At 57.1% G+C, this 12,240-nt stretch carries 11 protein-coding genes; 4 read left to right on the plus strand and 7 right to left on the minus strand.

All coding sequences use genetic code 11. From position 1 onward, the window contains the following. Positions 1-202: 202 nt before the first annotated feature. Positions 203-1,105 carry a LysR family transcriptional regulator gene (locus tag HNQ59_RS12515; protein WP_184039820.1) on the plus strand — a complete coding sequence of 301 codons (903 nt, stop codon included), beginning with the start codon at positions 203-205 and terminating at the stop codon, positions 1,103-1,105. A 5-nt stretch (positions 1,106-1,110) separates the two neighbouring features. Here HNQ59_RS12515 and HNQ59_RS12520 read toward each other — a convergent pair whose 3' ends face one another. Together HNQ59_RS12520 and HNQ59_RS12525 are read right to left on the minus strand one after the other, a co-directional pair. After that, a complete protein-coding gene (locus tag HNQ59_RS12520) occupies positions 1,111-1,779 on the minus strand; it encodes a CBS domain-containing protein (RefSeq protein WP_184039833.1) in 669 nt (222 codons plus the stop codon). A gap of 134 nt (positions 1,780-1,913) precedes the next feature. Next, the gene (locus HNQ59_RS12525; protein WP_184039836.1) at positions 1,914-4,277 is read right to left on the minus strand and encodes a DNA translocase FtsK; all 2,364 of its coding nucleotides are present in this window, start codon (positions 4,275-4,277) and stop codon (positions 1,914-1,916) included. A gap of 254 nt (positions 4,278-4,531) precedes the next feature. Here HNQ59_RS12525 and HNQ59_RS12530 point away from each other — a divergent pair, with 254 nt between their 5' ends. Next, entirely contained in the window at positions 4,532-5,434 is a 903-nt protein-coding gene (locus tag HNQ59_RS12530) for an acyltransferase (protein ID WP_184039839.1), read from the plus strand. Between the two features lie 29 nt (positions 5,435-5,463). Here the strand turns inward: HNQ59_RS12530 and HNQ59_RS12535 are convergent, their stop codons facing one another. Next, on the minus strand, positions 5,464-5,730 hold the full coding sequence (locus tag HNQ59_RS12535) for a PhaM family polyhydroxyalkanoate granule multifunctional regulatory protein (protein ID WP_184039842.1): 267 nt from the start codon (positions 5,728-5,730) through the stop codon (positions 5,464-5,466). A 282-nt stretch (positions 5,731-6,012) separates the two neighbouring features. Between HNQ59_RS12535 and HNQ59_RS12540 the strand changes: the two genes are divergently transcribed. Both HNQ59_RS12540 and HNQ59_RS12545 read left to right on the plus strand, forming a co-directional pair. Next, entirely contained in the window at positions 6,013-6,756 is a 744-nt protein-coding gene (locus HNQ59_RS12540) for a substrate-binding periplasmic protein (protein WP_184039844.1), read from the plus strand. Positions 6,757-7,071: 315 nt separating this feature from the next. Further along, the gene (locus tag HNQ59_RS12545) at positions 7,072-7,638 is read left to right on the plus strand and encodes a hypothetical protein (RefSeq protein ID WP_184039846.1); all 567 of its coding nucleotides are present in this window, start codon (positions 7,072-7,074) and stop codon (positions 7,636-7,638) included. 178 nt (positions 7,639-7,816) lie between these two features. Here HNQ59_RS12545 and HNQ59_RS12550 read toward each other — a convergent pair whose 3' ends face one another. The 4 genes from HNQ59_RS12550 to HNQ59_RS12565 form a co-directional block, all read right to left on the minus strand. Further along, positions 7,817-8,188 (minus strand): hypothetical protein, encoded by a 372-nt coding sequence (locus HNQ59_RS12550; protein WP_184039849.1) that lies wholly within the window; start codon positions 8,186-8,188, stop codon positions 7,817-7,819. Between the two features lie 190 nt (positions 8,189-8,378). Continuing rightward, positions 8,379-9,713: an omega-aminotransferase AptA gene (gene aptA, locus HNQ59_RS12555; protein WP_184039852.1), complete on the minus strand. Its 1,335-nt coding sequence runs from the start codon at positions 9,711-9,713 to the stop codon at positions 8,379-8,381. 221 nt (positions 9,714-9,934) lie between these two features. Continuing rightward, positions 9,935-10,303: a VOC family protein gene (locus HNQ59_RS12560; RefSeq protein WP_184039855.1), complete on the minus strand. Its 369-nt coding sequence runs from the start codon at positions 10,301-10,303 to the stop codon at positions 9,935-9,937. A gap of 125 nt (positions 10,304-10,428) precedes the next feature. Next, positions 10,429-12,048, minus strand: coding sequence for a methyl-accepting chemotaxis protein (locus HNQ59_RS12565; protein ID WP_184039858.1), 1,620 nt, complete (start codon positions 12,046-12,048; stop codon positions 10,429-10,431). Between the last annotated feature and the right edge of the window lie 192 nt (positions 12,049-12,240).

Below are 12,240 nucleotides of genomic sequence, written 5' to 3' on the forward strand. Positions count from 1 at the left end.
TGGGTGGATGTGTCGCACTGACATCCAATCGCATTAATTGATTCATCTGATCAATAAAGCTGATACAACGCACAGCGGATTTCGGGTAACGTGTCGCCAGGCCGCATGAAGCTTGAATCCCAACGCATCAACCGCTAATGGTGCCGGCTGTTATATGATCAACGGCAGAGACATGCCGAGTACAGAAGATGGAGTGGGCGGGATGGAAATCTATCAACTGCGAACCTTTGTGGCGGTGGCTCAGCAGGGGCATTTGACTCAGGCTGCGGAAATCCTGCACCTGTCACAACCAGCTGTCACGGCACAGATCAAGGCGCTGGAGGAAGAGATGGGGGTCAGCCTGTTCGAGCGCTCCGCCGGTGGCGTGACCTTGACCAAGGCGGGCCAACTGCTGCTGCCCGAGGCAGAGGCGATATTGGCGGGTGCCCGTGGGCTGATCACCATGGCGCGTGGCTTGCAAGGGCATTTGACTGGCAAGGTGCGCATCGGCACCATTGCCGACCCGGCCCTGTTGAGACTGGCTGACATTTTGGTCGAGATCCACCGGCGTTACCCTTTGTTGGATGCGCAGACCTCGCACAGCATCTCAGGTGTGGTGTTGAATGATGTTCGTAAAAAAGAGCTGGATTGCGGCTTTTTCATCGGCAAGAACCCCTATGTCAATGTCCATGCAATAGCGGTGCGCGAGCTGGTCTTCCGCGTAGTGGCGCCCGTGGCATGGCAGGACAAGCTGGCGAATGCTACCTGGAAAGATGTTGGCAGGTTGCCTTGGGTGTGGATCAACCAATTCAATTCCTACAACAAGCTCACCAACGAGTTGTTCCGTGAGCACAATATCTCCCCACAGAAGGTATTCGAGCTGGATCAGGAGCGCACCACCCTGGCCTTGGTCAAGGCCGGGGTCGGTATGTCCCTGATGCGGGAGGAGCTGGCACAGGAAGCGCTGGCACGGGGGGATGTGATCGAGTGGGGCAATGTGCGCAAGACGGCATCCCTCAATTTCATCTGGCCCGCTGAGCGCGATGGTGATCTGCTGATCACCGCCATGCTCGATATTGTCCGCTCTGTCTGGCAGCTGCCTGAGCAGGCGCCAGTGGCGAGCTGACCGGGTCAGGCTGCCTGTTTGACCGAGCCCAACAGCGTGCGACCCAGTTCTGCAAAGCTCTGGGCGCGCACCAGCGGGTCGAAATCCTGATGTAGGTGGCGTGCGATCTCAGCGGCAGAGAACAGCCCACGGATTTTCGGCTGTCCATTTTCGAGCGTGGTGACCAGCACATGCTGAAAGCCATAGCTGCGTAACGTTGCCAACAGGTCACCGACCGTCGCGTTCAGTATGTCGTTCATTCTGAAGGCATATAGCGCGTGGCTGGGGTGCATCACCTCTGCGACAGTCAATTCATCCCGTTTGACCCGTGTGCGTTCCAGTGCGGTCAGGGCACGCTCGCCCAGAATGTCATCTGCCGTCACGATGCCATGGATCAGCTGGTCGCTGTCTGTCACCATCAGCATGCGGACACCGACCGTCTTCATCTTTTCCAGCGCAGTGCCGACCGGCATGCCTTCACCGATGCCAAATGCGGGCGCATGGCGGAAATCCGTCATCACGGCCAGGGCCGGGTGATTGAGTGTGACATCGGTGTAACCGCGATCTGCCTTGACGCAGGTGGAGGCAGGATCGACAGGGGCGAATTTCAAGGTCTTGTAGTGATGCTGCATGATGTCCCCCAGGCAAGCGGATTGAATACGCACAAGTGCAAATGCTGCTTTCAGTGTAGGCATGCCTGGGGGAATTCTGAATCGAATAATTTCAATGATACAGATGGGGGTGATCGCCAGGGGGCGTCATACCGCCTGCGCCCAGAAAGAGCAGGCAGGCCACCCGACCTGTCCAAAGGCCGGGTGGTGGTGTGTGGTCATTCCTCGCGGTTGGGCGCGAGCACTGTTCGATTGCCGTTTGCTTCCATGGGTGAGACCAGACCTGCTGTCTCCATCTGTTCGATCAGGCGGGCAGCGCGGTTATAGCCGATGCGTAGGTGCCGTTGCACGGCGGAGATCGAAGCCCGGCGTGTTTTCAACACAATGGCCACGGCTTCATCGTAAAGTGGGTCGGCCTCGCCGTCCGCCTCGCCCCCCCCGCCTCCGGTGGCATCCCCGCCACTGCCAGTCAGCGCTTCGCCAGACAGGATGCCCTCCACATAGTTGGGTTCGCCGGTCTGTTTCAGGTGCTCCACGACTTTGTGGACTTCGTCATCCGCCACGAACGCGCCATGTACCCGCTGTGGGTAGCCGGTGCCAGGGGGCAGGAACAGCATGTCACCTTGGCCCAGCAGGGCTTCTGCCCCCATCTGGTCGAGGATGGTGCGGGAATCGACCTTGCTGGATACCTGGAAAGCCATCCGGGTCGGGATGTTGGCTTTGATCAAGCCGGTGATCACATCTACCGAAGGGCGCTGGGTAGCCAGGATCAGGTGGATGCCTGCTGCACGGGCTTTCTGTGCCAGGCGGGCGATCAATTCCTCGATTTTTTTACCCGCCACCATCATCAGATCAGCGAATTCATCCACCACTACCACGATGAAGGGTAGACATTCCAGCGGCTCCGGGTCGTCCGGTGTCAGGCTGAATGGGTTGGTGATCTTTTTGCCGGCTTTGTCTGCATCCTTGAGCTTCTGGTTGTAGCCCGCGATATTACGCACCCCCATGGCCGACATCAGGCGATAGCGCTTTTCCATCTCCGCCACGCACCAATTCAGGGCGTTGGCGGCTAGTTTCATGTCGGTGACCACGGGGGCCAGCAGATGTGGTATGCCCTCATACACCGACAGCTCCAGCATTTTCGGATCCACCATGATGAAACGGACATCGTGTGGAGCGGCCTTGTACAGCAGCGACAGAATCATCGCATTCACCCCGACTGACTTGCCGGAGCCGGTGGTGCCCGCAACCAGCAAATGCGGCATTTTGCCGAGGTCTGCCACCACGGGCTTACCGGCAATGTCCTTGCCCAGCACCATGGTCAGCAACGAGCTGCTCTGCGCATAGGGCTCGGAGGAGAGCAATTCAGACAGGCGGACGGTCTGCCGTTTTGGGTTGGGCAGCTCCAGGCCCATATAGGTCTTGCCAGGAATCGTCTCGACCACGCGGATGCTGACCAGGCCTAACGCACGGGCCAGATCCTTCATCAGGTTGACGATCTGTGCGCCTTTAACCCCCACGGCAGGCTCGATCTCGTAGCGGGTGATGACCGGGCCTGGATAGGCCGCCACTACTTTGACCTCTACGCCGAAATCTGCCAGCTTGCGTTCGATCAGACGTGATGTGAATTCCAGCACATCGTGCGCTACGCTCTCCTGCACTGGTGGTGGCGGGGCCAGCAAGGTGACTGGCGGCAGCTCGCCTGACGCATCGGGTGAGGGCAGATCCTCGAACAACACAGGCTGGATTTCCTTTTTCTTCTCCTTCTCGATCTCCCTTTCCACCTTTTTGGCGACCGGGATCTCCAGAACCGGCTCCTCGATGTGGATGGGCGCTGCCTCATCCAGCTTCTTCTTCTCTGTCTTGACTTTGACTTCGCGCTCCACCTGCGCTGCTTTGCCGATCTTCCGATCCTGCCAGGCCTCCAGGTTGTCGCGGGCTTTAAATAGGCTGTCCTCAATCCAGCCGCCCAGTCTTTCCATGACAGTCAACCAGGACATGCCGCTATATAGGGAGAACCCAATGGCCATGGTCGCCAACATCACCAGCGTAGCGCCAGTGAAGCCGAATACCTGATGCAGCTTGTTGCCGATCACCTCGCCCAGCAGCCCGCCCGGCGCCATTGGGAGCGAAATGTGGATGGAGTGCAGCCGTAGCGATTCGATCCCGCACGAAGAAATCAGCAACATCAGAAAACCCATCATGCCGATGATCAACACTGGCTTGGGCGAGCTCATGACCCGATCGATGCGTTTATAGCCCCACCAGATGGCTGATACGCAGAACACGACCCACCACCAGGCGGATACGCCGAACAAGGAAAGCAGCACATCGGCCACCCAGGCGCCGACCTGTCCGCCACGATTATGCAGCCCTGGGCGCGTTGCGCTATGCGACCAGCCCGGATCACCCGGGTGATAGGAAAGCAGCACCAGGACCAGATAGATGGCTGCCACTACCATGACCAACCACCACGACTCACGCAGCAGCCCCGCCAGTTGTGGCGGCAGCGGCGAGTGGGTATTCGGTACGGCCTGGGCCTTTTTTTTCCGGAAATTTTTCAGGTTTTTTAAGAAATTCATATAGCTAACGCAACTACTTTAAGCTGTTTATAAAGTACATGATATTCGATTATGGTGCAAATTTACACAGTAATTCCGTCACCGCCAATGGTGCCCGCCCACCCTTGACCAGCGTGGATCACCCTGGTTGTGTCCGGCCTAGGCCCCAGGGCTGGGTGTTTCCTGCCGGTCATGGGATAATTGCCAGGTTCTGTCGGCGTGTAACCGTGTCGGCAGAGCCTCAGTACAATCCACATTGGAGAATCCGGGGAATCATGCTTTCTTTCCTGCCTGCTCCCGTCATCGGGGTTTTGGCTTCACTGCTGCTGTTTCTCAATATCCTGTTCTGTGCCTCGCTGCTGCTGGGTTTCGCGGTGATCAAGCTGGTGCTGCCTTTCAAGCCGGTTCGTATCGTGATTGATCGATTGTTGAATTTTTTTGCCGAGAACTGGGTATCCGGCAATAGCGGCTGGATGCGCCTGACCCAGCCGATGAACTGGACAGTACGTGGCGCTGATCAGCTGCAGTATCACGGTTGGTATCTGGTCAACAGCAATCACCAGAGCTGGGTTGATATCTTTGTCCTGCAACATATATTCGGGCGTCGTATCCCTTTATTGAAGTTTTTCCTGAAACGAGAGCTGATCTGGGTGCCGATCATGGGGCTGGCGTGGTGGGCTCTGGATTTCCCATTCATGCGCCGTCACAGCGAGGCCTATTTGCAAAAGCACCCCGATCAGCGCGGCAAGGATCTGGAAACCACGCGCAAGGCTTGTGAGAAATTTGCGTTGATTCCCACAAGTGTCATGAATTTTCTGGAAGGCACGCGCTACACGTCCGCCAAGCACCAGCGTCAGCAGTCCCCTTACCAGCACCTGCTCAAACCCAAGGCAGGGGGGATCGCCCTGGCGCTGAATGCGATGGGTGACAAGTTCCAGTCGTTCCTCAATGTCACCATCGTCTATCCAGACGGCATCCCGACCTTCTGGGGTTTTCTCTGCGGCAAGATGGGGCGTGTGGTGGTGGAGGTGGAAACCCTGCCGATCCCTATGCATTTCGTCGGCAAGGATTATCAAAACGACCCGACCTTCAAAACCGACATCCAACAATGGGTGCATGAGCTTTGGCTGGAAAAAGACGCCTTGATCGGCAGGCTGCTGGCTGAATCCCGCAGCTAGGCCCATCCTGGCTGCTGCGGCATCCAGGGTCAGGGTCTGCCTGGATCGGCTTTCGGTTTGTCAGCAGGCTTCATGGCCGCGAAAGCGGCCTTCTGCAGCTCCAAGGTTTTGATGGTCATCTGCAGCATGTTGACATTGGCGACCAGCCAGCTTTCCACCACTTTCAATTCCTGGATCTTCCGATCCAGCTCCTCTTCGCTCACTGGCGGAAACATTGCCTGCATCGGGGCTTCTAGTGGCTTCCACAAATTGCGGAAGAAGTTGAACGCATCATTGGGGTTGAACGGATCGGCCATGGTGTCGGTTCCCTGGTTGGTGGTAAGGCGGGGCCACAAATGGTGGTTGAGTGTACTTTACACCACTGGCGCCACCCTATCGCGTTCCATTCATTGAGATGCCTATCAGCGTCGTGCCACAGACAGCATATGCGACACATCGGGCAGCCCGCTTGCTGGCCAATTTACATCCAGCAGCTACACTCAAATCTGACGCAACAGAGGGTGGCGAGGCAGTCGCCGCAACGGGCCTATCGGATGGGTGGCAGTGTGATGGTGGCAATCAGAAAAGGGGTGGCGTAAATGAAAGGTGCAGCATATTGGTCGGCCTTATTGTATATGGCGGCTTTCTCCAGTGGGTGGGCTGACGATAAAACCATCACCTTGACCTCGTTGGAATGGCCTCCTTACACCGGGCAGGCATTGCAAAACCAAGGCGCGTCCGCTGCGGTGGCCAAGGCGGCTTTCGAGGCCATGGGCTATAAGCTCAAGATCGAATTCTACCCCTGGTCACGCGCAGTTGGTCTGGTCAAGACCAGCAAGACCCATATGGGGTACTTCCCTGAATATCACTCCACCGACAATGCCAAGACTTTTCATTATTCCGATCCAATCGGCAAGGGCCCGTTAGGGTTTGCCGAGCGTGCCGATGCCCCGATCAGCTGGAGCAGATTGAGCGACCTGGCCAGCAAGAAGATCGGCGTGGTTCAAGACTATGTGAATACCGATGAATTTGACGGCATGGTGGCGGCCAAGCAGCTGAAGGTCGATGTGGCAACCGACGACAGCAAGAATCTGCTCAAGTTGGGGGGAGGGCGTATCGACCTGGCGGTGGTTGATCAAAATGTCATGAATTACCTGTTGAGCAATGATAAGGATCTGAAATCACTCAAAGGTAAGCTCAAATTCAACGGCAAACTGCTGGAGGATAAAAATCTATTCATTTGTTTCAAGAAAGGCCCGGAAGGGGAAAAACTCGCCAAGCTTTTCAATGATGGGCTGAAGAAGATCAATGTTGATCAGATCATGGGCCAGCATCTGAAGTGATGGGAAAATGACAGCGGATTGTTTCTTCATGGAAGCCTCGATGAATCAAGCCCGATACCCCTTTCCAGCTTGATGTTGCGAGGCAACAGTGCTTTTTGCGCCAGACTGTTAAATATTTCAAGATTCCAAGATGGAAAATCATCACGTTTGCATTGGAACTCTTCTGGGTGCTATGCACTCTGAATAGCAGTTTCTCGGCGTAGCAGCAGATGCCGGAAATGGCAGTCAAGGAATGACCCTGGCCTTAGGGCTGCATCCATCCGTCAATACCGAAGCTGCCGGTACAATGATGAATACGTTCATGGAGCTGGAAAAATGCAAATTGTATACAGGGGCTGCCGACAGCGTGATCTGGTTGGTGGCGTATGGAGCTTGTTCAATTACGGCTTAGCCAATTATCGCGGCACTAGTAATGTCAATGCCATATTTGATAACGATGGTTATCGCACACAGGGCATTTCCTGCTCGGAAGACCCGGTGGTGGCGTTTGCCTATGCTTGCTCGAATCAGAACACTGCTATGGAAATGGCCATTTTTGCGATCTTGATCGATGACAATGTCGCCAATGCGGGCTCCATACAACGTCAGGCATCCGAGCAGAACATTGTGGCCGGGTCGGTTGTCGGAAAGTCGGTCGCTGCGATGCGCGAAGTCGTGCTATCGAAAGTCAAACGGTCCGCGGTGCTGGGTTATTACTCGATCCGCGTGAATGGCCAATTCTATGATCTGGGGCAATGGACCCCGGTTGAAGGTAAGGTCGATGTGCAGGATGTGTCACGCCGGACGATCGAGTATGAGGTGGCAGAATTCAAACGGCGCAACGGTGGGCAGGTGGGCAGCCAAGCCATCCTGAACGAGGTGAGTCGATTGATGGGGCACTGATTGATAGACCTCATCCAGGCCAGGGCGGATCACCGTGCTGGCCTGAGTCGTCGTGGGTGGGTTTGGCGGCAGCGTGCCACCCGCCTTGCAGCCCGCTGTTACAGCGGGCTCTGGTGGGGGCGTCAGCTATGTGACGAAGCCATCGGGCATCCAGTGAGTGCAAGATGATTGTGCAGATTCACGATGTAGCCTTGCCGCGATTGGTGAGCGTGCCGATGCCGCCAAATGCGAACCCGACCACCAATACATACCAAAGAGTCAGTGTGGGCTCATCCGGGGGAAGGATGGCCATGGTGATCATCACCAGTGCGGTGACAGCGAGCAGGCCCAGAATCATCAACAACGTAGAGACCGTCCGTGAGATCAGTATGATCTGAGGTGTGGGCGCAGACATGACCATCAGCACATACCCCACCAGCAGCAGGCCGGGGAATAGCAGAAACAGCGTCAAACCGGGCGTGGTGGGCAGCAGGCCAAAGGGCGCCACCAACAACCCTGTACCGCAAAGCAGGCCCAAACCCATCAAGACAACCCCAGCAAGTTGCAGCATATGTGTGAATCCTATCGCCGAAAACAATGATAATCGGAGCCTGATGCGCCGATTTCTACAGTATAGAGCGGAATCGACCGCAGTGGCAGAGCCCATGCGTGTTCAGGTGGCCAATCCTCGCGCTTTTTTGCACGGCTGGCTTTGGTGCGCCATGTCTACCAAACCTGGCGATGAATCGGCTCGGCTGACTTTAACGGCTGTCGCGGATTGCGTCGCGAAGCACGGATGCCATGTCATGCAATTGTTGGGCTGTTGAGACAAAAGGCGGGCCCATTGCAATCATGTCGCCACTGAAGCGGAACAGCATGCCTCGTTTGAGCCCTGCTTCAAACACTTGCAAGGCCCTGAGCCCCGGTTTGCCAGGGATGGGTGCCAGCTCGACCGCAGCGGCCAGACCGCAGTTGCGGATATCGACGATGTCCGCTTCACCTTTGAGGCTGTGTACGGCACTTTCCAAGACTGGCACGAGCTGGTTGACCTGTTCAAAGATGCCTTCCTCACTCAGCACGTCCAGCGTGGCGTGCGCAGCGGCCACCGCCAGTGGGTGGCCGGAATAGGTGTAGCCATGGAAGAACTCGACCATGTGGTCTGGCCCGGCCATGCAAGCCTCGTAGATCGCATGCTTGGTCAGCACGCCCCCCAGTGGCACGCTGCCATTGTTGATCCCTTTGGCAAAGGTGATCATATCGGGGGTGACCGCGAAATATTGTGCGCCAAAAGCGGCGCCCATGCGGCCAAACCCGGTGATCACCTCATCGAAAATCAGCAGGATGCCATACTTGTCACAAATCTCGCGCAGTCGTTGTAGATAGCCGACTGGCGGCACGATGACGCCAGCAGAGCCTTGCATGGGCTCGACGATCACTGCCGCCACGGTCGAAGCATCATGCAGTGCAACCAGCCGCTCCAACTCATCGGCCAGATGCGCCCCCCAGGTCGGTTGGCCTTTGGAGAACGCCATTTCCTGCAGGTTGTGGGTATGGGGCAGGTGATCCACACCGGGTATCATGCCAGCGGCAAACATTTTACGATTCGCCACCATCCCCCCCACCGACATGCCGCCGAACCCTACCCCGTGATATCCCTTTTCGCGCCCGATGAAGCGGGTGCGGTGGGCCTCGCCGCGTGCGCGGTGATAGGCCAGCGCCATTTTCAGGGCGGTATCGACCGCCTCTGAGCCGGAATTCACGAAAAATACCTGCCCGAACCCTGGCGGTGCCATGTCCACAATACGTTGCGCCAATCGGAAGGTCGGCTCATAGCCCATCTGAAAAGCCGTACCATAGTCGAGCACGTCCAGCTGCTGGCGAATGGCATCCATGATACGTGGGTGCCGATGCCCCAGCCCACAACACCACAGGCCCGAGAGGCAGTCAAACAGCCGTTGGCCTTCACGGGTGGTGTAGTAGACGCCATCGGCGCGATCCAGCATGCGCAGGGTGTGATGCTGCTTGAAGTAGCGGTTGTGCGAAAACGGCATCCAGTACGGCGACAAGGTGCTGGGGTCAAGCGGGGCGGCATCCATCCGAATCTCCTTACGAGTAGGCGTCGATGACCGACGAGGCACCTGTTGGCCACAGGGGGGCAGGGCAGGAAGGCGTCGTCGGGCCTTTGATCAGCTTGGCGATTTGTCTGGGAATGTAGCGCAGCGCGTCGGTTTTGACTACCGATGGCGATGTGATGGGTGGCTGGGACGGCCATCACCGACCCGGTGGCGGGGCGGGATGACGGGATCGGTTTCTGTGATCAAGCCTCCCGGTTTTCGAACAGCTCGATCGGGTTGCCAGATGGATCATCGACCAATACCTGCCTGCCGCCGGGCCCGCTGACAGGCGCCCCGCGTAATTCTGCGCCCATTGCCCGCAGTGCCTGTAGCGCTTCATCGAGATCGTCGACTTCAATGACCAGTCGGTTCCACCCACCTGGCGCCGGGATGGCACCGTTGTCGAGCGGGCGCTGGGCTGAAGTGCCTGGGCCGCTCAGCCAGAGTGTCAAACCATCACGTTCCAACATGACAAATGGTGGCCCCCATCGCTCCAGCTCGGTGAAGCCAAGCGCCAGATAGAAAGGCAAAGACTGATCGACATCGTGAACCAGGTAACGCACCGTAGCCATTTGGGTTCTCCTTTTGTCTGGTGCAGTTGAAAAGCGTAGAAAGCATAAGGGTCAGATACAGGGCCTGGGCCAGCAAACAGAAAAGGGCCAACTGAATTGGCCCTTGTTGGCGGCGATGACCGTGTTCACAAGCGGAATTGCGAAACCGATGCGCGGAGATCCACTGACAATTGCTCCAGAGAGCGTACCGTCTGATTGGCCTGTCGCACCGACTCAGCAGCGGAATCCACCATGGCGGCGATACGATCGATATTGCTGGCGATGCTGTTGCTGGCCGTGCTTTGCTCAGAGGTGGCATGGGCGACACTGCGTATTTTGCCGAGTGTATCGCGTGCACCTTCGCTGATTTCCCGTAGCGACTCGGCAGCCTGTTCTGCCATGGAAACGCCCTTGGCCACCTGCGGGGTGACCGCCTGCATGCTGGATACCACGGATTGGGTGTCGTGCTGTATGCCTTGGATCATGCCGGTGATTTGTTCGGTTGCGCCGCTGGTGCGCTCTGCCAGCTTGCGGACTTCATCCGCGACCACTGCAAAGCCCCGCCCTTGCTCGCCCGCCCGGGCCGCTTCAATGGCTGCGTTCAGCGCCAGCAGGTTGGTCTGGTCTGCAATCTCCTTGATCACTGCGGCAATGCCACCGATTTCACGCGAGCGCTCCATCAAGCCATGAATCTGCTGTGACGCCGAGTCGATCTGATCCGACACGCGTTGAATTTCGTGGGCTGCCTGGCTGACCAGCTTTTCACCATTGGCTGCCAGCACCGTTGAGCGTTCCGAGTTGAGCTCGGTTTCCCGTGCGCTTTGCGAGATCTGCTCCACACTGGAGGTCATTTGCTGGACTGCCGCTGCTGTGGCAGTGGTGGCGTCGGATGAGCTACGGGCGGCATCGTTGATATGGACCATCTGCGCTGTCAAATTGGCCGCCGAGCCACCCAGGGCATTGGACCCTTGCTGAATGCCATCGATCATGCCGCGCAGGCTGGTCTGCATGCGGGCAATCGACGACAGCAGGCTATCGTGTCGCTGGTTGGTGCTGACCTGTTGGCTGAGATTGCCATTGGCGATCTCGACGGCCACTGCCGCTGCATATGCTGGCTCGCCACCTAGCACCGCGTAGATGCGTCGCGACATGCCAAAGGCCAACAGCACCACCACGACCACCACGATGCTGCCCGCCAGGATGAAGCTGGTCGCGTAGCTCCAGTAGGTTGACTCGATGTCGTCGGTAAAGAACCCGATACCGATGATCCAACCCCAGGGCTCAAATTTGATGACCCCATTGAGTTTGGGGTATTTGACTTCCTTATCAGTCGATCGTGGCCGTGCGACATAGGTTTGGGCAAAGCCGATCGGCTTGTTGGCCACGGCATCTCGGTATACCTGCGCGGAGTAACGCCCGTCTGGCAGTTTTGTCCCTGGGTCGTGCTTGCCCTCCCGCTTCGGGTCTGGGTGGATCAGCATTGTGTCGTTCATGTCGCGCATGAAAAAGTAATCATCTTCGAAGCGCATGCTTTTGACCGCCGCCTTGGCCTGGCTTTGTGCGGCTTCCTTGGTCAGTTTGCCGCTCTGTTCCTGTTCCTGATAGTGGCTCACCATCTTGTGCGTCAGCCGCAGCAGCGTGGTGATCTGCATTTCACGCTCTTTCTGCATGGTGTGCTTGATGGTGGTCAGGGCAATCATCGTGATGGTGATCAGACCAATGATGGTACTGACGACAATGATGGCCAGTCGGGTTGAGAGCTTCATGAACGACCTCTGCTTATCGTTATTGCCAGCTTACGTGTCCGGAACGCAGGCTGGCGGTTCACAAGGAAAACCACTTCAAGAACTACGAAACCGTGTCAACAAGACCTGGTCTGGCGATTGTCATCTCAATGTCAGGTCTGGCGTCCGTTGCTGAGCTACCCGCTTCTGTATAGTACGAAATGCATTGCTTTG

The organism is Chitinivorax tropicus (assembly GCF_014202905.1).
Lineage (GTDB): Bacteria > Pseudomonadota > Gammaproteobacteria > Burkholderiales > SCOH01 > Chitinivorax > Chitinivorax tropicus.